This is a genomic window from Pseudomonas sp. P1_A1 (genome assembly GCF_056406935.1).
In genome coordinates, this window is the sequence record NZ_JBFTZE010000001.1 from 201,280 (window position 1) to 224,294 (window position 23,015).

Consider the following 23,015-nt stretch of genomic DNA (forward strand, 5'->3'; position numbering starts at 1 on the left):
AGATGCGAATCAGGGACTCAATTAAGCCACTCGACCTGGAAGCTATAGTGTCCCAGGAGCGGCGCCAGGACCTCTTGGCCAGTGCCGGCCCTGATGCAGGCGACAGGCCCACGACGAGCGTCCTGCACGACCTCGACAGCAATATCCGAAAGCCCCAGGCGCCCCGCTTCCTGCTGGACCACTCTGGCAATCTCCCGCTGCTGCAAAGCGGGTTTGAATATCTTGCCTACGGCCGTCAGCGGCAATGCCTCGAGGATTTCAATGCGCTTGGGAACGGCGGCCCGCTCACTGATGTGGAGATGGGCGAACGCCTCCAGTTCTTCGGCATTGCAAACTTGCCCGGGGCGCAACTGAACGTAGGCCACCGGCACCTCGCCCGAGTAGACGTCGGGGCTGCCGATTGCAGCGGCCAGGCCGACGGCGGGATGCGCCTGCAGGACCTCTTCGATTTGCTTCGGATCGATGTTGTGGCCGCCGCGGATGATCAACTCCTTCTTGCGCCCGGTCAGCCAGAAGTAACCCTGCGCATCCTGGCGACCCAAATCCCCCGTATTCAGCCAGCGCTGGCCGTCGATATCGATCCAGAGCCCCTGGTTATGACGCTCCTCCAGATAACCACCGAAGAGGTTCGGACCACTGATCGTGATGATCCCGATCTCATCCACGTTGGCGTCGCGCAGGTACTCACCCGCATCATTGAGCAAGACCGCGCGCATATTCTGGTAGGCGATCCGTATCCCGATGGAGCCGATACGGCGCTCGCCATGGGGAGGATTGATTGAGGAAACGCAGGCGCCCTCAGTAAGCCCGTAACCCTCAAGGATCTTTAGCCCGGTCCGGCGCTCGAACTCTCGCAGAAGCTCAGCCGGCATGGGCGCGGCGCCACACATTGCATAGCGAAGACTGGACAGGTCGCGACCCTGCCATTCATTTTGCAGAAGTGCGGCATAGACCGTTGGCACGCCGGAAAAGAAGTTGATACCGAAGTGCTCGACCATCTCCCAGAATCGCGGGATCACCCCATCGCCACGATACCCTTGAGGCGTCCCGAGGATCACATGGTCGCCTTGGGTCCAAGGCATCAGTCCCGTCACCATTTGTCCATTGACATGAAACAGCGGCAAGCCACAAAAGATAACCTGGCCGCTAGTACGTGGCTGCATGTGAGCGGCCATCGCCCATGCGTTGAATACTTCCGAGCCATGGGTTCGCGCGGCGATCTTGGGGAGCCCGGTGGTGCCGCCCGTACAGATATAGGAAGAGCACTCATCCTCGCGGATTTGTCGACCGCTAATCAGGTGTGTGTGCGGCTGAGTATTCATCAGCGATAGCCAATCGTGGATCGCGATACCGTTGTGTAAGCCTCGCTCCTTCAGTGCCATGGCTTTCAGGATCCCGCACACCGGTTCGGAGACATAGGGCTCCATGCTGACCCAAACGACAGACCTGAGCGCAGGTAACCGATCCAGCTGCGAAGCCAGTTTGGGCCACAGATCGCTACCCGGAGTCGGTGCGAGCGTCACCACCACGGAGGCCTTCGCGGCATTCAGCAAGCCAGCCATCTGCTTGGCTTCGAGCAGAGGATTGATCGCCATGACGATGCCCGCCGCCTCCCCGCCCCATAGGGTGAAATGGGTTTCCGGCAGGTTGGGCAGGATGAAGGCAAGCACCTCGCCCGGTTTGATGCCCAGGTCATGGAAGGCATTCGCCGCGCGGGTGATATCCGCGAAGAGCTGGGAGTAGTTCCACTCGCAGGTGCGCCGGAAATCGGCGGCATCGGCAAAGAAGCTCAGCGCCGGCGCCCGGGGGGTGCACTTGGCGGCCTGTCGCAGCGCTTCATAAGTGCTGGATGCCAGGCCACGCTCCGACAAGGGGACTCGTTCGAGACTTTCGATGTCACTCAGGGTCTGCACCGTCATCAGGCTTCCTCCACGACTCGGTTACGTTGCACACCGAGATCGATCACACCATCAGCACTGCGAATGCGCGCCTCGACCACATCACCTGGCTTGAGATACTGCGGCCGGCTCTCCTGTGCCTTGAGGAACAGCTTCCACTTGGTAGCCTCTGGCACCAGGGCCGCAATCCGCTGTTTGGCAGGCGAAGGGACTGTCAGTGCACAGCCGGCAGGCGTACCGGTGGCAATCAGGTCTCCAACGGCGAGGTCTTGCACGGCGGAGAGTTCAGTAAGGGTTTCGGCGGGGCCGTAAACCAGGTTGGCCGTGCTGTCGTTCTGGCGCACCTGATCGTTGACCGTCAGGCGCAATTGCAATGCCTTGAGGTAAGGCATGCTCTTGGCATCCAGAAGGCAGAGGTACGGGCCGACCGGGCCAAATGTGCGGAAGCTCTTACCTTTGTAGAACTGCATCTGAGGAATCTGAATGTCACGAGCCGAGTAGTCATTGACGATGACGACGCCTGCGATGAACTCATGCAGATTGGCGTCAGTAACAGCCACAGCGCCGGTGATCGCGCGTTTCATCACCAGTCCCAGTTCGATCTCGTAATCAAGAAAGCGCACGGAGCGCGGCTTGATCAGGTCGCTGTCCGCCGCCACCAGGCAACTGGTCGCCTTGGTGAAGATCATGTTGAATTTCTTCGCATCCGGGTCCATGCCCGACTCGATCATGTGCTGACGATAATTGGCGCCCTGGCAGACGAACTGCTGGTTGCGGGTGATCGGCGACAGCAGTTTCACTTCGCCCTCCGCAAGCTCCGTACCTTTTATTTGAGCGAGGTCGTCGAGGCTGTTCTGGCGAATGAAGTCACCGGTGGTTTCAAAAACACCGGGGACAACCGTGATACGGCCCTGGCGTAGCACGCCCCAGTGGATACCGTTCTGAAATTCAAAGCGGACTACGTGTACAGCAGACATTGAGGTACTCCTGGAGCAGCGTTTGTCCCGCCCACGGCGGTGCGAGATCTGTGGTGTTGTTCTGTGGAAAGGCTGGCAGCCCTACCCGAACATCCGCATGAGTGTTACCAGCTTGCGAAGGGTCAGGTCGGGGCTGCGTCGCAGGTTCCGGATCAGCGCACGCAGCTTGCTCAAGCTCATCCTGGGTTTTGTAAAGCTCTTGGGCATGCGCTGCCCCCACTGCGCCATTGCCTCGGGGCTTACGGGATGAATACCCATAGGCTGTGCGGCCGTGAACACATCCCCGTCGCAGTAATGCTCGTGCTTATCGCCCCAAGGGTCTTGCCAGTAATCGAAGATCTGACTGCCCAGAATGTGTCGACCGATTCCCCATGAGTGCTCCCAACCGCGCTCGCGCAGGACGCGTTGCCCCATTCCCACCGCATCGGCATCGACAACCTCATAGGCGCTATGGCTATAGGTGGCCATGAACCCTTGCGCTATCGCGAGCGTATGGTGAGCCGCGGGAACTTCACCGAGGTCAAGGCGCATGAAAGTGACGATAGGTGTGCCATCGGGGAGCACCTGCACATCGCTGGGAATGAACCCGAAATGCTTGGTGTACCAGGCACAGGTCGCCTGGTAGTCGGCCACTTCGATGACGATGTGACCGAGTCTGAATACTTCAGGGGGAGCGATCGGCGGACGCTGTGTGGCGTTGATACGCAGTTGCTCCTGCGCCAGATTCCAGGGAAGAGGCGTTCGGTGTCCCAGCGTTATGCTCGGAGTCTGCTCGCAAACAGCTTCCACAATGAAACCGGAAGGATCAGTCAGTCTGACGCAATGCCCGCCACCCGGATGTTCCGATTTCTCGACCGCTGACGCGCCCGGGATTCCCATCAGTTTTTGCAGTTCCTCAAGCGACTGGACAGCCAGTCCGAACCCGACAAAACGTGCCTGTTTCGCACGATGGACGCGGTAGCAGTAGGCAGTGGGATCAATGGCGCGCAGATAAAGCGTATCGGCGTCCTGCTGACTGACTGTCAGGCCGAAATCGGTCAGAAACCGCGCCGCCTCGTTCAAGTCCGGCCGTTGAAAGATCAGGTGAGTCAGCCCCTGGGCCTTCACCGTCGGCTGCGGATGCCGGGCGGGTTGTGCTGTCGCCAGCCGGGGCATTTCATTTTTGTTGTTCATTGTTTTTGTTTTCCGGATTTTCAGGGTAAAGCCGTCCCCGCACCCCTGAAAATCCAGGGGTGTTGTTTAGTCGAGTTGGTTAACGCGCTCAGTCGATAGGCGGAAGTGCCGGCAACTCTGTGGTCGCCAGCGCACGGGCTTCATCTGGCGGTATACCCAATGCCCGCAGCACGAGCTCGGCCGTGTCAGAGCCCGATTCGCGCCACGTTCTATGCCCTTCCAGCACCAGGAAAATCGAGCCCAGCACACTGCTCGATATCAGCGTCAAAACAGAAAGCAATTGCTCCTGCGCAAACGTGTACCGCCCACTGGCAAGTCCGCTCAGAAGATCCGTCGTCGCCTGGCTGCTGAACATTTCGCGCAACGAAGCATTGCTCATGGCGAATTTATGGATGAATGCCCCCCACTGGGAGTCCTCGTGAGCGCGACGAATGAAGAGTCGAATGCCATTGGCAAGGCGCTGAGCCGGATCGGTGAGAGCATCGAAGCTCTTGTTGACGCGCTCATGCATCTCCCTGGCGAGATGGCTGGCAACCGCCTCGAACAGGTTTTCCATGCTGTCGATGTTGCTGTAGATCGTTCCGCGCGCTACTCCTGCCTCTTGTGCGAGGTCAAGAATGTTCACCTGGGAGGTGCCTCTTTCAGCGAACAGGCGGAAGGCGGCTTGATGAATGCGGCGCTGTGTCGGGTTCAGGGATTCCACGTTCTCTCTCCAAAATTACCTTATGGCCCAATTGAACACGCGTGTTCAGTTTCAGTCAACAAGGTTTTTTGAATCAAGAACACGCCTCACAATAAAAACCGCTACATCCCTCGTAATTCTGGACGTTACGAGCGCTACGGCAAGGTCTATGAAGGCTCCTTTGATTTATTAACATTGATCTATTGGACACACATGTTCAGATCCATAGGGCGTCTGACTCACCTTCTCGGCAGAGCCATCAAAGCGGCCCATCGATGTAAACCAGGACCCCACCAAACCTCTGGAGCGGCTCAACGCCAAGGCGGTCGACCTGGTCGAGCTTGTCAGGTGGCAGCGACTAAAGCCCAGCCATGCAGGGGCAGACCCGCGATGGTAGCCGCTTGGCTCGATAGGCAAGAGTTGATGTGAAAAGGATGGCACTTTCCTGGAAATGTCCTACACCTGATAGCAAGGACGAACGGCAAGCGATCGACAGGAGTCGATAGGCGACATCCCTCACATCCCCTGCACACAATCCGTTTCCTCTCTTTTTATCATTCCGGGCAAATCAGCGGGGATTGAACACATTCGTCCGGCGCTGCCAAGGAGGTAGACCACCAATACCCAGTTCACCCGTGAGGCCGGCCTCGGCTATCAAACCGAGACCCTGACTAAGAAGAAAGGAAGCCTCGCATCGACGGGCATAAGCTCAAGCGATGCCGGGCGTTTACCCTATCAAGGAGATCATCGATGAACCAACCCCAAGGAAAGCTCACAGCATTCGCGGCGACGGCCGCCTTGTTCAGCGTCGCAGCCCAGGCCGGAACCTACCCTGACTATGGCTACGCACCACCCGACAGCTATACCGGCGCCAAATTCGTACTCAGTCAGAGTTATCCCACCACACCGCCCAAAGGCCAGCTGCCGGCATTCTTCAAGAAGTTGCCGGCCAAGCAGGACAATAATTTTGAAACCTGGCGTGCCTACATGGACGAAGTGAAAAACTATTGCCTGGAAGGTAACGTCGACGTCAATTGGGACGTTCAGAAAAATAAGGTTCGCCATTGGTATCACATGCCGTGGYAGCACTATGGCCCACTGGGGCGTGAGGGCATTCATGGCTTGACCAAGGAGGCGCAGATTCAGAAGCAGCAACTGGCGCCTACGCAAACCGCCACCGGCCAGACTTACGCCGTGGGTATTTACAACGACATCGGCGCCCATACCATCGGCCAGGTCTGGAAAGACCCACAGAACCCTGATCCGACCTACACCTCGCAGCCCCACAGCTTCGCCAACGGTACGGTCGTGTGCAAGGCACTGTTTGCCGACATAGACCGCAACACCGTGCCGTTTCTGATCAACCCGGTTTTGTGGCAAGGCTATATCACCGAGACCTTCACGTCCGCCAAGCGCCAGGTGAAGGAAGTCGCCCTGATCCAGATGGACATCGCCGTGCGTGATACCCGCATGAGCGATACCGGCTGGATCTTCGGCACCTTCATGTACAACGGCGCCAAGACCGGCAAGGCCGGTTGGGACAACCTGGTACCGGTGGGGATCATGTGGGGTAACGATCCGAAAGAAACCGGCAATGACTTCACCAACCCGACACCGACCGTCACCAAGATCAACACGGCTCTGAAACAGACCGCGATCAACGCCGACACCAAGGAGCTGCCGCCGACCCACCTGGGCTGGAACGGTCGCCTCAACGGTCCTGTGGACAACCCCAACAGCTCCTGCCAGAGCTGCCACATGACGGCCGAGTCGCCGCAAGTGGCGATCATGAATCCGCTGTTCCAGAAAAATCCACCAGCGGTGGGTTCGCCTAAATGGATGGAGTGGTTCCGGAACATCCCGGCAGGCCATCCGTTTACTCCGGGCACCCAGAGCACGGATTTCAGCCTCCAGATGTCGGGTGGACTGGTGAACTTCTATCAGTGGAAGTGTGACATGAGCGGGATCTACGAGAACGGCATCAACGCTTGTGCGAAAATTGCCAGCATGAAGGCGAATATGATGAAGTCCGGCAACGCGGCGCCGCAGCCAGTGCAGCGAGTGATGCGCGATCCAAGCCTGGAACAACTGCTCGAGTAACAGGCGACAACCTCCGGGCACTAGTTGCCCGGAGGCGATATAACGCTATCGCGCCGATTTAATATTCCCCCTTATCGTTCGAGGTATTTGGCTGCTGCGTGCCCGTCTTCTCAATTGCGCCTTTGTCCTCAAGGTTGAGGGCGTATTTCAGGGCTCGTTTCTGCATGGTGCCAGCATCTGGATAACCTACGGTCTCCGGGTTTGCAAAGCCGGTGGCATCAGCGGATTTGTTCGTACGATTGATCGCATCAAACAGGAAACTGAAGCCTTGTTTCAGTGAACTCTGGGCGATGCCGTGACACCCCATACAGCCACCCATGCTTTGGCTTTGAGTGCTGTGATCGTAATCCGGCACCCTGATGTTTTTCATGTTGCGCGCATTGGTCAGGATGTGGCCTTCCGGAATGGGGAATGACTTCACATTCCCCCCGCGAAACAGCTGGATCCCCGGCTGGCTGCTTTCGACCATGATATTGGCCAGGTAATAATCCGGGTCGGTTTCAGTACTCGACGGGATAGCCTGCACCCCTTTAAGCCGGTAGTACTTCCAGACCGAATTATTGAATTCGCTGCTGCCGTTCATTAGCTGCTTGACCTGATTGTTGACCGCAGTGACTTCGGAATAGATGGTTTGCGGTTGCACTACACGGATCGGGCCGGCCTGCCCCTCATGGATCCCGTTGCTGCCGGAGTAGACGGGCGGATTATGGGTCGGATCTGCAACATCACGCTTGGGCAGGGTAACCGAATGAATTGTGTTGCCGTCAGAGAAGGTAGCGACCGGTAGAGTGTTGTTCTGCGAGTCGGGGTAAGCAATCTTGTCGTAGTTGGCTATATAGTAAAGGCCGGTCGGCGAGGTGCCGTCGGGCAATGTCAGGGCATCCTGATGCTCGAAAGTGGCGAATATGAAGGTCGGGTAGTTGGGCGTCTTATGGATGATATGCAAGGCTACCAGAGCGTACTCTTCATTGTGCGCCACCGGCGCATCATCGGTGCCCTGATAGGTCACCACCGTTGCCGTATGGTAGCGCGCGCGCTGCGATGCCGGAATGTCTGCCAGCTTGCGCCATGCCGCCTTGACCTCCACCGCGCCGTCGGGCAGATCAATATGACCCGGGTAGCTGCTCAGCTTTTTCGCATACTCGTAAACGACAGGATTCGCCTTGGCCTCAAACAGGATCTGGCTGTCGTTTGCAGGGGCATAACTGCTCCCGTTCATTGCCGCTTGCGGAGGGTTGAGCGGGAAAAATATAGCGTTTTGTCCTATTTGGGTCGCCTCGTCCAGATTGTTGTAATGAGCATAGCTGGCGCCTGGCGCCAAAGGCGCACCGTTGGGGAACTTGATATAGCTGTATTGCGGGTCAGAAGCAAACGGACGCGTAGGGCCGCCTACGGGGTTTTTCTGTTTCATATCCCCTGGAAACAACTCGGTGCGGTGGGCGAAGGTTTGCCACAACAAGGGGCTGGAAGATTGTGGCGCCTTACCCGAATCGGCAAAGCTGCTGCCGGGATTGCCGACGCCGCGGTTAGCTGGCAACGGAGCTTTGGCCGTATTGTTCAGCGCGATAAAGCTCCGCCAGGCGAAGGTTGCATAGTCGGTATGGCTAAGGCCCGAAGCCAGATCCGCAGGCAGTTGCGGGTTGTCTGCGGTTAAATCGCTTGCGGTAATGGCATAGGAAACGCCCAATCCTGACGGGTAGGTAAAATAACCAGGGAAATTCTTGGAGAAATACGGATTCCAGTTCAACCCATCGTTTGAATAAAAAGTATTGGAGATGCCAGACGAAGTGCTGATAAACACACGCTCACCGATCATTGTTGCACTTTCCAGGAGCCCCGTGAAATTCTTGCCCACCAGCGCTTGCTTCGCGCCCCAGCGGCCGGCCCGATCGTAAGTGCGTGCGAACCTGGCGTTATTATTAAAAGAGTAATAGACCCATAAATTACCGTTATAGACGATGGGTACCATCGTCAGAATTTTGTCGGCGCTTTCCTGGAACGCTAAATTTTCCTGGCTCCACCGAAGGCCATCATTCGAGGTGACATAGTAAACAGCTTTACCTGCGTTCTCGCTATACAGGACAAATAACTGCCCGTTATAAACCACAGGTTTGTTATTGATGGCCGTATGGACAGTACTGACAGGGTTAATGTTGGACCAAGCGAACCCGTCTTCGGAGTTGATGGTCTTTAAGCGGCTCTGGGAATCGGCAAAGGTCAGTACCAGCTTTTGCTTAAATACAGTCACTGAGACATTGCCCAAGATACTATCCACTTTGATGGCTTGTGGGGCGGCCCAGTTTTTCCCCTCCGCTGAAGTAGTAAAATAAATACTTTTATCGTAACCGTTGGACCAGAACATATAGATCCTGCCCTTGAACGACTTCACCACGGGTGTATATAACCCTGTGGGCCTGAATGGCACCATGCTCGTCGACGAAGGCGCACCGCTTGAGGCACCTGGACTGTCAAAAACATCGACTTCAATCCCCACACCTTGTTTCGGGGTCGCTATGATCACGCTCTCCGCATAAGCTGAGGAAGCCGCCAACAAACCACATATGCACAGCATCAGCCGACTAAGTATTGCTTTAACGTTCATCTATTCCATTCCTTTGAAATTAGTTGCCACCACAGGCCGTGGGTGCACCCTGACAGGTGTAGTTGTTTCATTGCTGAAGCGCGATCTGCATTCGCAGCGAGATGTCCGGGTTCAACAGGTTTATTTTCCCCTCTGTTGTAATAAATGGGATAGCGTGTGATCTGGAAGTCATTGACTGCGTTGCGATAGGCAAGCTTCCTTAGGGTTACGACGTCATCGGCAAAGGCCGATGACGCCAATCACGCCAAGGCCAGGCCGGTTGCAAGAATGGAGAGCATTCTACTCATCTGCTGCTACCGCCGTTGCGTGGGCCATGTTTTCTACCGTGGCTTCGACCGAGTTCCCTGCAATGGTGTGCAGATAAAGTGACCTGACGAACCCGGGGGCGGTCCCCAGGGCAACGTCGACTGGAGCGCCAGCGTTATCACACACCAACTTCCCGCTCGTATCCTGTTCTTCGTTCAGCTCCTGCTCTACTTGCAGGCCATAGCGGGTAAATTGGATAAACTGAGGGTCGGTTACCGCAACGGCCGCCAGTGGATCCCAAAAATACAGATAGGTGCCGATGCCGGGCGCTATGGTCGAGCTTTGCAGCACTTGTGTGAGGAATTGAGCAATCGGGTTGGAAATACGGGCGAGTTGGTTTAGGAAATCCCGCGTAATGGGGATCTGGTTACATGCGTTTAGCGCAACCAATTGCACTGGGATCCCGCTATTAAAGACATATTGGGCAGCAAGCGGATCCAGGAAGATGTTCCATTCGGCGACCTTGTTGGTGTAGTAGGGAGTGTCGCCCAGAGCGTCAATAATATTGCCGGCCGCGCCGGGCTGGACGTATTGCGGCAACAAATTCCCCCCCATCATAACGATGCGGTCTATTTTGGTGAGCAACAAATCTTGCAATGCGTCTTCGGTTTCGGCTTGCTGAAACAAATGCCCCCAGGTCGTACCGCCGCCTATCATTAATACGGTAAATTTATGATCGGCATTTTCCAATGTTTCCCTTAAGAAAGCGACCGCATCTGTTCGCGTGGGATTTAGGTTTGTCCGCGGAAACGGGGCGTCGTAATGTTGATCCGATGCCTGGCGTGTTTCAAATGGAAAGGTATTGCTGTACACCATGGGGCGCTGAAAACCAGCGGCGACGGGGATGCACTCTATCTCAGGGTTATCGAACAGAGTGAGGAAGTTACTGATATTTTCAACACCGTGACTTAAGTGAACAGCACCCACACCCGTCACTGTGATGCCTTCGACCTTTACCGCGTGATGCTTTAGCAAATACGAGATAGCCATGTAGTCGTCGAAATCGACATCGGTATCTATGAGCAGGTGTGTGAGGGGTTGTACAGACATATTGTTAGCCTCCTGGCTAATGAAGAATTCACGTCCGATGTTAAGTATAGGAACAATCAGCCTGTTCGCCCAAAGCAGCGGTAGTTTACCGTCAGCGGTCGCCTCTTCACCGCTGGACTCCCCTGCTTTTGCCCTGACTCTCTCCGCTTGAAACCAACCCGATTCTTACGCTCTTGCGGCCCCATTCTGACCATCACTACCTTGAGCTTTGAATACTAGTGCATTGCCGAGCTATCCAGCTTTTGCAGGTACAGGTGTAACAGTAGCATCATCCATGGTAAACGCCTGTTTAATATCGTCTAGTGGCTTGAGCGGTTAATCCATTTATCTACTGATAATGATTGACTATGAATCCAGCATGATAGATTCACTACATGCATGGCCCGACTGACTTTCTTCTTCGCTTTAACGCCTCAAGCCCGTAATTGATGTGGAAACTGAAAATATTTTGAGGCCTCAACTTAACTTAGCTGCGACTTTTGGGGGGAGGAAGAGACAGGGGCACGCACTCACAGTGTATGCCCCTAACGATGGTCGGCAATGGATTGGCCGAGCATGGCGGGACGAGGATGACCTCAGGACTAGGGTAGCGGCTTGCCGGCGATTTTCCTGGCTCTGGCCGGTGTTACGCCCAGAGCCTTGAGAATCATCTCGGCGACCAATAGATCGTGCTCCGCCACCGCACGTCCCTCGACAACCGAGCGCATGGCCCCGGTTGTACAGGACACGACCAGGTCCAGGGCGACCCCTTCGTCTTCGTAAGCGAAAGTGCCCGCGTGCAGCCCCTCACGCAGGTCGCCCAGCACATGGGCAGCCAGGCGCGAGCGCATGGTCTGATCGGAATGGATAATGCGCAGCAGTGCGTTGGCCCATTGATGGTCGTAGGCCGCCCGACGAACGAACATGCGCACGCCGATCGAAAGCCGCTGTGCGCCGCAGTGCACGTCCGAGCTCAAGGCGGAAATGGCATCGGAGAACTCGGACGCCATGGCGATGCCAACCGCCTCGAGTACTTCGTCGCGCGTTCGAAAATAGTTGTAGATGGTGCCGTTGGATACCGCAGCCTCCGCGGCGACCTCGAGCAGTGCAATCTCCCCCACCTCCTTACGTGCGACAAGACGCAATGCCGCGTCCACCAGGCCGCGACGGGTGCGTTCACGCTTCTTGTGGCCTCGAGTGAGAGGTTCTTGCTCGGTTGCTTCTGCAGGAAAAGTGGGGGCAGACATCTTCACGCTCTTAATCGAGGAGGCTCGTTGATGGTACTGGAAACGCTATCGGCAGTGGAATCGACACTGGTCATCAGGATCAGGCAGTCCCGAACCAGACTGTCTGCCTCTGTGCCGGGAGCATGGTGCATGATGATACGGTCGGGGCGAATCGCAACGAGCGTGCCTTTGCCGGCCAGCGGCAGGATCTCATGGTTCAGGTCTTCGATGAAATCGCAGCCGCTGTCGGAGCGCTGACCGCTGGGGCCGATCTGCAAGAAGTGACCGCCCATCTTTATCCAGGAAAAGACCTGAGCAGTGCTCAGCAGTGACAACGGGTCAACACCGAACCCGACCAGGGTCAGGTTGTGTCCGAGCGCATCGTCGCTCAGCTGGATCCGCTGTTGCGTGTTGCGCACCCAGGCCTGGGGAAACAGACTGCCACGAACCAGTTTGTCGCCACGACGATGCTGCATGAACAGACCCTGCTTGAAGATGTTCTTCGGCTTGATGTCCAACTGTTCGAAGTACTTTCTGGAAGCGGGCGTCAACGCCAGCGTGCGCATCATGCCGTGGATGAAGAAAGCGGCGACCTTGTTTCTCGGCATCACCAGGCGACCCATGAGTTTCGCCAGATTGATCATCGCCTGGGCATGGGGACGACGCTCCACGTCATAGGTACCGAGTATTGAAGGCGCGGCTTGCCCGTGAAGGACCCAAGCCAGTTTCCAGGCAAGGTTGGCGCCATCTCGAAGTCCTGCGACGAGACCTTGCCCGACAAAAGGCGGGGTGATGTGGGCCGCGTCCCCTGCAAGGAAGACTCGTCCCTTGCTGAATCGGTTGCAGCAACGCGCGTGGAATCGATACACCGCCTTGCGCTCGATTTCCAGCTCCTGCGGATTGATCCATGGTGCGATCAGCCGGGCGATGCTTTCCGGGCTTTCCAGCTCCTCCCGGGATTCGCCGGGGTGCAGCATGAACTCCCAACGTTCCCTTCCGCCGGGAGCGGGCATGTGCGGTGTCGGGCGCCGTGGGTCACAGATGAACTCAACGTGATCGATCGCTGATTGATGCCGGTTCCTGGTATCGACAATCAGCCAATCCTCTGCATAGGTTTGTCCTTCGAATTCCTGGCCAATCAAGGCTCTGACCCTGGAGCTTGCACCATCGGCACCTATCAGGTAGCGAGCGCGTATGGAATGCACATGGCCATCCTGATCCCGTACAGAGGCCACGACACCCTCCGACTCCTCGACCAGATTCTCAAGCTCGAATCCACCCAGGCTGGTCACCGACTTCAGCCGGGAGACCTGGTTGCGCATCGCATGTTCAAGGTCGGGTTGATAGAACGTCACCAGTTTGGGATGACCGTCGATGCACCCCTCGGTATTGGCCCGACTGAATTGCCCGAGGACCGGGGAATGCATCTTCACTTCAGGGATAACGATCTTCTCGAAAGCATCCTCCGACAATCCAGCGAGTTGCAGGATGCGAAGCGCCTCGTTGTCCAGAGCAATGGCGCGGGGCATCAGCAGGACCTCATGGGACTTGTCCAACACCAGCGTCTTTACACCATAGCGGCCGAGCAACGCCGCGATCGTCACCCCTACCGGACCGTTACCGACGACCAGCACATCGACAGCGGTGGAAGGCAATTCGGAACCTTTCTTGTTGTTGTTCATCTCGAGCCCTTGTTGTGATTGAAGTCGTGAGACACGCAGGTCTCATCGTCAGGCAAGGTGAAGGTATGTAAAATTGAAACATTTTTCAATATTGAAATACTTGTCATTAATTTTTTGGCACCAGTTTCCGACCGACGAGGCTTGGCTTCCGAGCCGATCAGCGTTGTTATTGGAGTGACCACGTGCCATGCCTCACGGCGCATAACTCTGTTTCAGCTTTCAGGAATCCAACGTGGCACGTCCGCAGTCCCATCCGAATCCGGTCCAGCTCTGCTTCGTCGAGTTCGAACTCGACGAAACCAACGCCTGCTTGTCACGTAATGGAGAAGCGGTGGCGTTGGCACCAACGCCCTTCATGCTGCTTTGTGCACTTGCACGCCAACCGGGATCGCTGGTGACCAAGGATGCTTTGCTGGATGAAGTGTGGGGACATCGGTTTGTCAGCGATTCAGTGTTGAAGACGGCCATCAGCGATCTGCGCAAGGTGCTGGGCGACGACCCCAGGCAGCCCCGCTTCATCGAGACGGTGTCACGGCGCGGCTATCGGTTCATCGCCGGGCCGTCCCCTGCCCCTTCGATACCGTCTGCATTCACGACGGTGCCAGTGGTCGGCGCGTATCCGTCGACACCATTCATTGGTCGCACCGACAAGCTCTCAAGACTGCAACGGGCATGGGAGCGGGCTTGCGGCGGGCAGCGTGCGGTGGTTTGGCTTGCCGGAGAACCGGGGATTGGCAAGACCACGTTGATCGAGCATTTCCTCGCGAGCCTGGACGGCATCGCCTGTGCCCGCGGCCACTGCGTGGAGCACTACGGCACCGGCGAACCGTACCTGCCGGTGCTGGAGGCGTTGGCCGATCTGTGCCGCAGCGACCCTGCCCTGCCGGCACTGCTGCGCACCGTGGCGCCGACCTGGCTGCTGCAACTGCCGTGGCTGAGCACAGCGCAAGAGCGAGACGCGTTGCGGCGAGAACTTGCGGGCATCGGTCCGGATCGCATGCTGCGAGAAATGGGCGAGCTATTGGACCGCTACACAGAGCAGCGACCGCTGTTGCTGGTGACTGAAGACCTGCACTGGAGCGATCGGGCGACGGTCCAGCTCATCGACTATGTGGCGCGTCGGCGCGGCCGCACACGGCTTATGTGGCTGTCGAGCTTCCGCGTCGCCGAGGTGGTGGCGCTCGAACATCCGCTCAATTCGTTGCGCCACGAACTGCGCCAACAACGTCTGTGCGAGGAAGTGGTGCTCGATCCGTTCTCGGAAACCGAAGTCGCTGACTACATCGCGTTACGTTCGACATCGCTGGCGCGCGATGAAGCCTTCGTGCGTGCCCTGCACGAGCGCACCGACGGTGTGCCGCTGTTCGTGTCGTCAGTCATCAGTGAAGTGATGGATCCTGCGGACGACGACGCCACCATCGAAGCCCGGCTGGTGGGAATGGCGGTTCCCGAAAACCTCGCGGCCATCATTGATCACTACATCACCAGGCTCGGGCACGAGCAGCGTGCGCTGCTCTCGGCGGCAGCAGTCTGCGGAGTCGATTTTCGGGTCGAGACGGTTTCGCTGGCCCTCGAGCGCGATCTCGCTTGCGTGGCCGACACCTGCGAGGAACTGGTGCGCGAGCAGATGTGGCTCACGCGGTCGCGGGTCGCCGAACCTGATGAAATGGCGGAGCTACCCTACTCGTTCCGCCATGCCCTCTTCCGCCAGGTACTGTACGACCGCACGCCGCGCTCGTTGCGCACCCACCTTCATCACCAGGTTGGCGCTGCGCTCGAACACGAACGCAAGGCCGGTGTGCCTGTTGCTGCCTCGGAACTGGCGACACACTTCGACCGGGCTCGGCAGCCGATGATCGCGCTGCGTTATTACGCCGAAGCCGCGGAAGCCGCGCTGCTGCACTTCAGCCCGGTCTTGTGCATCGGTCTCACCGAGCGCGCGCTAGTCCTGCTGCGGCAAGCACCGGAAGGGATCGAGCGCGATACGCTCGAAATTACCTTGGCGACGCTGCAGGGCGTATCGGCTTTCCATACGCTCGGTGTCGGCAACGAAGCCAGGAACGCGTTCGAACGCGCGTACACGCGGCTAGCGGAGCTACCCGAGCATCCGATGCGCGGGCGCCTGCTGCACGGCTTCGGCTATCTGCTCGGGCTGCGCGGCGACTATGCGCAGGCGCTGGCGGTAGCAGAACGCGCCGAAACCCTCTCGTGCGAGGCGAATGATCCAGCGCTCATGCTGGTGGCATGCATCGTACAGGGCGAGGTGCATCATCTTCAGGGGCGTACACAAGAGACCCGCCACTGGCTAGAGCGCGCCCTCGCAATCGCCGAGCCGCTGGACATTGGTGCGAACGAGATCTTTGCGGCTGATCCTCAGGTCATGCTGCACGGTATGTTGGCCATAGAACTCGTGCGTTCTGGCCTGGTTGAGCAAGGCCGAACCCACATGCAGCAGGCGCGGACCCGCGCGCAGGCGCTACGCCAGCCCATGACCTGGCTGGTCGCCACCTGGCAGGAGGTGTTGATCGAGGTGCGGATGGGAAACCCTGTACGTGTGGCAGCGCTGGCTGACGACATGCAGACGCTGGTCGACGAGTATTCGCTTGCACTGGGGCGCACGGCTTGCCGCTGGTGGCGCGGCTGGGCCGACGCGCGCAACGGCGCACCGCGCGACGGCTACCGCAGCATCCGCGAGGCCTACGACGAACATACCGGACTCGGCATGCGTTCCGGCGCCAGCGAGGTGCTCGGCTACGCCGCCGAGGCGTTGTTGCTGGCCGGTGATTGCGACGCCGCTCAAGTCGAGTTGGAGGAAGCACTACGGGTGGGGGAAGAACTGGGTGAGCGCGTGTACCTGCCGCAACTGTTGCTGCTGGCGGCAGCGATCGCGCGGATGCAAGGCCGGCTCGACGCCGGCGGCACGGCGGTGCGGCGTGCGATTGAGGAGGCTCGCGCCCAGGCAGCACCGTGGCTGGAGCTGCTCGCGCTGGTCGAGTTGTGCGAGCACCACGACGCCACGACCGAGGACCTCCAGGCCTTGGCGACACTGGTGGACCAATTGCCCGAAACCGATGGAACCGAGCCGGTGAAACGTGCGCGCTCGCTGCTTCAGGCTGCAACCCCGACTTGAAGAACCAAGGGTAAAAACTTGTGGGGGGCGGCGTAGTCCCGACCGAAGCCTGACCTTTCGCTTACGACTCGACCAGGGAGGCGGCCTACGCTGTCGTCGAACTTCCTTGATCCCCTGGTCTGCGATGAGCCTGAACCCTGAATCCAAATTCCCGAGCCGCCGCTCGTACGTATTGAAGCTGCGTAGCGATGCCACGCCGGAGGCCCTCATGGGCCGCCTCGAAAATCTGGTCACCGGCCGTCAGCGCGAGTTTTCGTCCGCCGAAGAGTTGCTGGAGTCGATCGACTCGGACCTCGCGTCGGCGGCCGGCGAGCACGCGCCAGACGCCGACGGCGAGTGACGTCCCCAACCTGAATGAGCGCTCGATATGGCGACCGAATGGCGACGCTTCGCTGACGACTTCGCACACACCGGGCCCTACGCTGATGCCACCTCGAATCTACACGAGTCCAATGCGATGCCGCGACTTCCAGTTTCCTTTCCACTGCCCCTCCATACCGGTCGGCCGACCTTGCAACGGGCCGGGCTCGCCGTTGTAGCGGCCGCCCTTGCCACTTCGATCGCCCTCGCCCTGGGCGGTTGCTCCACGCCGGTCGTCAAGCCGTCGGTCGAACTGCCGAGCAACTTCGCCGCGAGCACAGCCTCCGAGATGGAACCCGAGGCGGCATGGTGGGAGGTCTACCATGACCCGGTGCTGACGGATCTGGTGCGCCGAGCAGCGCGCGAGAACCGCGACGTCAAGATTGCCGCCGAGCGTCTGCGCGCCGCGCGTGCCGGCGAAACGGTCAGCCGTTCCTGGCTGCTCCCGAGCGTCGGCGCATCCGCCTCCGGCAGCGATCGCAGCTCCGGCTACAACTCGGCCACGAAACAGGGTTATCCGGATACCAAGACCACCAGTGTAGGCCTGGACGTCTCCTGGGAACTCGACCTGAGCGGGCGCCTGCGCGCCGGCGCAGCAGCGGCCAACGCCGATGCGCTGGCCGCGGAGGACAGCATGCGCGGTGTACGTCTGCTGGTGATGAGCGACGTCGTCAGCAATTACTTCACACTGATCGGCGCGCAGCGCCAGGTCGCGACCCTGCGCGCCATCTCGGCGATGCAGGACGAGACGCTGCGTCTGGTCACCGCGCGCCAGCAGGTAGGGCTGGCATCCGCCTTCGACGTCGAGCGCGCGCAGACCGACGCCTTGTCGGCACGGGCACAGATTCCGCCGCTGGAAACGCTGACGGAGGTATCGCGCCATCGCATCGCGGTGCTGATCGCCGACCAGTCCTTCAATACCGCGAACATCCAGTCCTCCAATAGTGATGTGGCGGTGGTGCCCGAGGCCAAGCCGGGCCAGCCCGCCGCGCTGCTGCAACGTCGACCTGATGTGCTGGCGCTGATGGCGCAGCTCGACGCAGCCAATGCGCGCCGCCAACAGGCCGCGGCCGAGTGGTTTCCGCGGCTCTTCCTCGACGCGTCCTTCGGTCGCCAGGGCCTGAACCTGAACGGCGCAGATCTCGGCGCTGCGCGCTTCACCAACGTGGCGGGCCTGCTGGCGATGCCGATCTTCAACGCCGGGCGTACGCAAGCGATCAACGACGCTGCCGAAAGTGCTCAACAAGAGGCGCTGCTTCGCGCCGAAGACGGCATCGTACGGGCGCTTGAGGATGTGGAGAACGCCCTCGTCACGCTGACGCAGGAGCGCCGCCGCTCCGGGTCGCTGCAATTGGCCGCCGCGTCCGCGGAGTCTGCGCAGAACCGCGCCCAGTCGCTCTATAACCGCGGGCAGATCGACCTGTTGCCGCTGCTGGATTCGCAGCGGGCGCGCCTGGCGGCACGCTTGAACGCCAATGAAAGCAGCACCCGACTGCTGCTCGATAGCGTGCAGCTCTACAAGGCACTGGGCGGGGGCTGGCAGGTGTTCGAACAACCTGCCCCCTCCACTGCAGCCACCAAAGCCGACCGGCCACCACTTTCCTGAGAACTGCCGTTTTTTAAAGAGGAACCGCCTTGAAAACCTCCCTTACTGCCGCCGGCGCCCTGGCCGTAGCCGTCATGCTTTGCGCCTGTAGCCCGGAACAACCCACCGTTCAGGCGCCACGCCCGGTACGCACCGCGGCAATCAACTACGACAATGCCCGCGACATCAGTCGTTACGTCGGCACCGTCCAGTCGCGGCACGAAGTCGATCAGGCCTTCCGCGTGGGCGGCAAAATAGCCCAGCGCAAGGTCGATGTAGGTCAGTTTGTGCGCGAAGGCGACATCCTGGCTGTGCTGGATGACAGCGACTACCGCCTCGCTGAAGACGCGTCGCGACAACAATGGACGGTTGCCGTCGAGCAGACTCGCCAGGCCGACTCGGACCGCCAGCGCCTGACCGCGCTGAAGGCTGATGGCTCGGTCAGTGCGGCCGATGACGAGCGCGCGCAGACCAACGCCCAAACCGCGCATGCGACCGCCGAGGCCGAGGCGCGAAAACTTGAGCTCGCGCGTAACCGGCTCAAGTACACCGTGCTGCGCGCCTCGCGTAGCGGTGTCGTCACGGCTGTACGCTTTGAGGCCGGACAGGTCGTGGCCGAGGGCCAACCGGTTGTCTCGGTGGCGAATCCGGATGAGTCCGAGATCGTCATCGATGTGCCCGAGGATCAGCTGTCGCTCTTCAAGGAGGCGCGTTTCAAGGCTTCGCTGGCCAGTGCGCCGAACGAAGTCTTCGATGTCACGCTGCGTGAACTGTCACCGCAGGCTGCGGCGCAGACACGCACCTATCGCGCGCGGCTCAAGCCGGTGCAGGCGCTGCCGCTGGGCGCCACTGCCACGGTAACCGCCGAGCGGACGATGACAAATGTCTCCGTGGCGGCGGTGCCAGCCACGGCACTGACGCAAAACGGTGGCCAGCCGGCGCTGTGGGTGGTCACACCCGCGGGCAAGGGTCCGGTAGGCACCGTCGAACTGGTGCAGGTGGCGGTGTGGGGCTATCGCAATGACGAAGTGCTCGTCTCCGGGCCGCAGGCCGGCGCTTTGGTCGTCACCGCCGGGGTACAGAAGATGTCATCCGGGCTGAAAGTCGCGCTTCCCGGCGCATCGATTGTTGACGCGAACACCACGCAGCAGGCCGCCCGATGAACAACTTCAACCTCACCGACTGGGCGCTGCGTCACCGCGCCATCGTCCTGTTCATGCTCATCCTCGTCGCGGTGGCCGGTGCCTTCAGCTTCACCCGGCTCGGTCAGCTCGAAGATCCGAATTTTTCCGTGCCCTCCATGACCACCATGGTCATCTGGCCGGGCGCTACCGCCCAGCAGATGCAGGACCAGGTCCTTAACCGCATGGAGAAGAAATTCGAGCAGATCGACAACTTCGAGAAGGTGGTCACCTATGCGCGCCAAGGCTACGCGGGCATGACGCTCACCGTGCGCGGCGGCACCTCCAAGGCTGACCAGCGCGAGGCCTGGTACCAGGCGCGCAAAAAACTCAACGACCTGAGCCTCGAGCTGCCTGACGGCGTGATCGGGCCGATCGTAAACGACGAGTACGGCGACGTGTATGGCCTGATGTACGCCGTCAAGGGCGACGGCGTCGACCACGCCGACCTGTCGGACGCAGCCGAAGACATCAAGCGCCAGATGCTGAAGGTGCCGATGGTCAAGAAGATCGACCTCATCGGCAAACAGGCCAAGCGTGTTTATGTCGAGTTCTCGCACGAGCGCCTGGCAGCGCTGGGCATTACTCCGCTGGCCATCGCCGAAAGCCTCAAGAGCCAGAACGCCCTGTTGCCCGCAGGCCAGATCGACACCCACGGCGACCGCGTGATGGTGCGCGTGGGCGGCCAATTCGCCAGCGAAGCGGCTATCCGCAACGTGCCCATCAGCGCGGGCGGCCGGCTGATCAAACTCGGCGACATTGCGACCGTTACCCGTGGCTTCGAGGATCCGCCCACCTACACGGTGCGCCACAACGGCCAGCCAGTGCTGATGCTCGGCATCACGATGACCAGCGACGGCAACATCGTGGACCTTGGCAAGGCGATGAATACGGCCGTCGCCAAGATCCAGTCCGAACTTCCACACGGCGTGGAGCTGGAGCTGGTGGCCGACCAGCCAACGACGGTGAAGGACGCCATCCTGGACTTCGGTCATGCGCTGGCCGAAGCGCTGATCATCGTGATCGCGGTGAGCCTGGCCAGCCTGGGCTGGCGCGCCGGCCTCGTGGTCGCGACCACGGTGCCGCTGGTGCTGGGCGGCGTGGCGCTGGTGATGCTGGCGATGGGCTGGAACCTCGAACGCATCTCGCTCGGCTCGCTGATTATCGCGTTGGGGCTGCTGGTGGATGACGCCATTATCGCCATCGAGATGATGGTGGCGAAGATGGAAACCGGCATGGACCGCGTGAAGGCGGCTGCCTTCTCCTATCAGTCCACCGCCATGCCGCGCCTGACCGGCGCACTCATCACCGTCGTGGGCTTCCTGCCGATCGGCCTCTCGAAGTCCACTACCGGCGAGTACGCAGGTGGCATTTTCTGGATCGTCGGTGCCGCGGTGCTGTTCTCGTGGATCTGCTCCGGTATCTTCACGCCGTACCTGGCGGTCAAGATGCTGCCCAACGACTTGGGCAAGCACCAGCATGGTGATCTGTACGACACGAAGTTCTACCGTACCCTGCGCCGCCTGATCGACGCTGCCATCGAGCACCGCTGGGCGGTCATCGGTGCGACGTTTGGCGCCCTGGTGCTTGCGCTGGCTTGTATCAAGCTAGTGCCGCAGCAGTTCTTCCCCAACAGTTCGCGTCCTGAACTGGTCATTGACCTGCGCGTCAAGGAAGGCTCCTCGTTCGCCGCGACGACCGAGCAGGTCAAGCACATGGAAGAGATCCTGGCGAAGGATGAGGACGTGCGTTTCTATACCGCCTACACCGGCGCCGGCGCACCGCGCTTCTATCTCTCGCTCAATCCCGAGCTGCCGAATCCCGGATTTGCCCAGTTCGTTGTGATKACCAAGGACCTGGATGCACGCGAGCGAGTCCGTGCGCGGCTGGTGACCTCGGCCGACCAACAATTCCCGCAAGCATGGGTGCGGGTGACCCGGCTCGAGTTGGGGCCGCCTGTCGGCTACCCGGTGCAGTTCCGCGTCGTAGGCCCCGATACCCAGGTGGTGCGCCGGATCGCTCGCGATGTAGAGAAGGTGGTGGCGTCCAACCCGAAGGTGCGCGACCTCCAGCTTGACTGGAACGACCCGGTGCGCACGCTGAAAGTGCAGCTGGATCAGGACAAGGCAAGTGCGCTGGGTCTTACGCCGGCCGACGTGTCGCTGGCGACCCAGACCGTGATGAACGGCGCAACCCTGTCGCAACTGCGTGAGCATGAGGACCTGATCGACATCGTGGCCCGTGCCGTGCCTGAGGAGCGCTTGAGCCTCGACACACTCAAAGACATCAACCTCTATACGCGCCAGGGCACGGTGGTGCCACTGTCGCAAGTCGCACAGGTGCGCTCTGAACTGGAAGAGCCGGTGCTGTGGCGCCGCAACCGCGACATGGCGATCACGGTGCGTGCCGACGTGAAGGATGGCGAGCAAGGTGTATCGGTGACGCAGCAGATCCAGCCGTTGCTCAAGGAGATCGAAGCGAAACTGCCGTCGGGCTACCGCATCGACGTAGGCGGCGCGGTGGAGGAAAGCGACAAGGCCAACAAGGCGCTGCTGGCGGTGGCCCCACTGATGATGATCAGCATCCTGCTGCTGCTTATGCTGCAACTGCAGAACTTCTCTCGCATGTGGATGGTGGTGCTGACCGCACCGCTGGGCTTGATCGGTGTGGTGCCGGCGCTGCTGGTGTTCCAGTCGCCGCTGGGCTTCGTCGCGATCCTGGGCATCATTGCACTGGGTGGCATGATCATGCGCAACTCGGTAATCCTGATCGACCAGGTGCAAACCGAGATCGCCGAAGGGCGCGACCCGTGGAATGCCGTGCTGGATGCCGCCATTCACCGGACCCGTCCGGTGATGCTGACGGCGCTGGCCACCGTGCTTGCAATGATCCCGCTAACGCGCAGTGTGTTCTGGGGGCCGATGGCAATTGCAATCATGGGCGGGCTTACCGTGGCAACGCTACTGACGATCTTCTTCGTCCCGGCGTTGTACGCCGCATGGTTCAAGGTGGGTCGCCAGACGGCCGCAGACACTCAACAGGTACGGGGGGATGCCGCGCTCGCTGCTGAGTGATGAGTGCCCC

Annotated in this window: 14 protein-coding genes; 6 read left to right on the plus strand and 8 right to left on the minus strand. The window is 59.7% G+C overall.

Going from position 1 to position 23,015, the window contains the following annotated elements:
* Positions 1-17: 17 nt before the first annotated feature.
* The 4 genes from AC1D2Q_RS01030 to AC1D2Q_RS01045 all read right to left on the minus strand — a co-directional run bounded on the left by AC1D2Q_RS01030 (position 18) and on the right by AC1D2Q_RS01045 (position 4,751).
* A complete protein-coding gene (locus tag AC1D2Q_RS01030) occupies positions 18-1,919 on the minus strand; it encodes an acyl-CoA synthetase (protein ID WP_477811939.1) in 1,902 nt (633 codons plus the stop codon).
* Complete coding sequence (locus AC1D2Q_RS01035) at positions 1,919-2,875, minus strand: fumarylacetoacetate hydrolase family protein (protein WP_477811940.1); 957 nt, start codon at positions 2,873-2,875, stop codon at positions 1,919-1,921. The genes AC1D2Q_RS01030 and AC1D2Q_RS01035 overlap by 1 nt, the downstream gene beginning before the upstream one ends.
* A gap of 81 nt (positions 2,876-2,956) precedes the next feature.
* On the minus strand, positions 2,957-4,048 hold the full coding sequence (locus AC1D2Q_RS01040; RefSeq protein ID WP_477811941.1) for a VOC family protein: 1,092 nt from the start codon (positions 4,046-4,048) through the stop codon (positions 2,957-2,959).
* Positions 4,049-4,136: 88 nt separating this feature from the next.
* The gene (locus AC1D2Q_RS01045) at positions 4,137-4,751 is read right to left on the minus strand and encodes a TetR/AcrR family transcriptional regulator (protein WP_477811942.1); all 615 of its coding nucleotides are present in this window, start codon (positions 4,749-4,751) and stop codon (positions 4,137-4,139) included.
* 729 nt (positions 4,752-5,480) lie between these two features.
* Between AC1D2Q_RS01045 and AC1D2Q_RS01050 the strand changes: the two genes are divergently transcribed.
* A complete protein-coding gene (locus AC1D2Q_RS01050; protein ID WP_477811943.1) occupies positions 5,481-6,830 on the plus strand; it encodes a hypothetical protein in 1,350 nt (449 codons plus the stop codon).
* 58 nt (positions 6,831-6,888) lie between these two features.
* Here the strand turns inward: AC1D2Q_RS01050 and AC1D2Q_RS01055 are convergent, their stop codons facing one another.
* From AC1D2Q_RS01055 to mhpA, 4 genes are all read right to left on the minus strand, one after another.
* A complete protein-coding gene (locus AC1D2Q_RS01055; protein ID WP_477811944.1) occupies positions 6,889-9,432 on the minus strand; it encodes an exo-alpha-sialidase in 2,544 nt (847 codons plus the stop codon).
* 279 nt (positions 9,433-9,711) lie between these two features.
* A complete protein-coding gene (locus AC1D2Q_RS01060; protein WP_477811945.1) occupies positions 9,712-10,788 on the minus strand; it encodes a nucleoside hydrolase in 1,077 nt (358 codons plus the stop codon).
* A 581-nt stretch (positions 10,789-11,369) separates the two neighbouring features.
* Positions 11,370-12,014, minus strand: a complete 645-nt coding sequence (locus AC1D2Q_RS01065; protein WP_477811946.1) for a TetR/AcrR family transcriptional regulator — start codon at positions 12,012-12,014, stop codon at positions 11,370-11,372.
* Positions 12,015-12,016: 2 nt separating this feature from the next.
* A complete protein-coding gene (gene mhpA / locus AC1D2Q_RS01070; protein ID WP_477811947.1) occupies positions 12,017-13,675 on the minus strand; it encodes a bifunctional 3-(3-hydroxy-phenyl)propionate/3-hydroxycinnamic acid hydroxylase MhpA in 1,659 nt (552 codons plus the stop codon).
* A 232-nt stretch (positions 13,676-13,907) separates the two neighbouring features.
* Between mhpA and AC1D2Q_RS01075 the strand changes: the two genes are divergently transcribed.
* The 5 genes from AC1D2Q_RS01075 (at position 13,908) to AC1D2Q_RS01095 (ending at position 23,005) form a co-directional block, all read left to right on the plus strand.
* Positions 13,908-16,805, plus strand: coding sequence for an AAA family ATPase (locus AC1D2Q_RS01075; RefSeq protein ID WP_477811948.1), 2,898 nt, complete (start codon positions 13,908-13,910; stop codon positions 16,803-16,805).
* A 124-nt stretch (positions 16,806-16,929) separates the two neighbouring features.
* Positions 16,930-17,145: a hypothetical protein gene (locus AC1D2Q_RS01080; RefSeq protein WP_477812194.1), complete on the plus strand. Its 216-nt coding sequence runs from the start codon at positions 16,930-16,932 to the stop codon at positions 17,143-17,145.
* A 117-nt stretch (positions 17,146-17,262) separates the two neighbouring features.
* On the plus strand, positions 17,263-18,771 hold the full coding sequence (locus tag AC1D2Q_RS01085) for an efflux transporter outer membrane subunit (RefSeq protein ID WP_477812195.1): 1,509 nt from the start codon (positions 17,263-17,265) through the stop codon (positions 18,769-18,771).
* 29 nt (positions 18,772-18,800) lie between these two features.
* A complete protein-coding gene (locus tag AC1D2Q_RS01090; protein ID WP_477811949.1) occupies positions 18,801-19,913 on the plus strand; it encodes an efflux RND transporter periplasmic adaptor subunit in 1,113 nt (370 codons plus the stop codon).
* Positions 19,910-23,005, plus strand: a complete 3,096-nt coding sequence (locus tag AC1D2Q_RS01095; RefSeq protein ID WP_477811950.1) for an efflux RND transporter permease subunit — start codon at positions 19,910-19,912, stop codon at positions 23,003-23,005. Before AC1D2Q_RS01090 ends, AC1D2Q_RS01095 begins: the two co-directional genes overlap by 4 nt.
* Positions 23,006-23,015 lie beyond the last annotated feature (10 nt).

What these genes read in the sequence shown, in the direction of transcription:
- AC1D2Q_RS01030 (WP_477811939.1), bottom strand. Translation starts at nt 1,919, where the DNA reads ATGACGGTGCAGACCCTGAGTGACATCGAAAGTCTCGAACGAGTCCCC.
- AC1D2Q_RS01035 (WP_477811940.1), bottom strand. Translation starts at nt 2,875, where the DNA reads ATGTCTGCTGTACACGTAGTCCGCTTTGAATTTCAGAACGGTATCCAC.
- AC1D2Q_RS01040 (WP_477811941.1), bottom strand. Translation starts at nt 4,048, where the DNA reads ATGAACAACAAAAATGAAATGCCCCGGCTGGCGACAGCACAACCCGCC.
- AC1D2Q_RS01055 (WP_477811944.1), bottom strand. Translation starts at nt 9,432, where the DNA reads ATGAACGTTAAAGCAATACTTAGTCGGCTGATGCTGTGCATATGTGGT.
- AC1D2Q_RS01060 (WP_477811945.1), bottom strand. Translation starts at nt 10,788, where the DNA reads ATGTCTGTACAACCCCTCACACACCTGCTCATAGATACCGATGTCGAT.
- AC1D2Q_RS01065 (WP_477811946.1), bottom strand. Translation starts at nt 12,014, where the DNA reads ATGTCTGCCCCCACTTTTCCTGCAGAAGCAACCGAGCAAGAACCTCTC.
- mhpA (WP_477811947.1), bottom strand. Translation starts at nt 13,675, where the DNA reads ATGAACAACAACAAGAAAGGTTCCGAATTGCCTTCCACCGCTGTCGAT.
- AC1D2Q_RS01080 (WP_477812194.1), top strand. Translation starts at nt 16,930, where the DNA reads ATGAGCCTGAACCCTGAATCCAAATTCCCGAGCCGCCGCTCGTACGTA.
- AC1D2Q_RS01085 (WP_477812195.1), top strand. Translation starts at nt 17,263, where the DNA reads ATGCCGCGACTTCCAGTTTCCTTTCCACTGCCCCTCCATACCGGTCGG.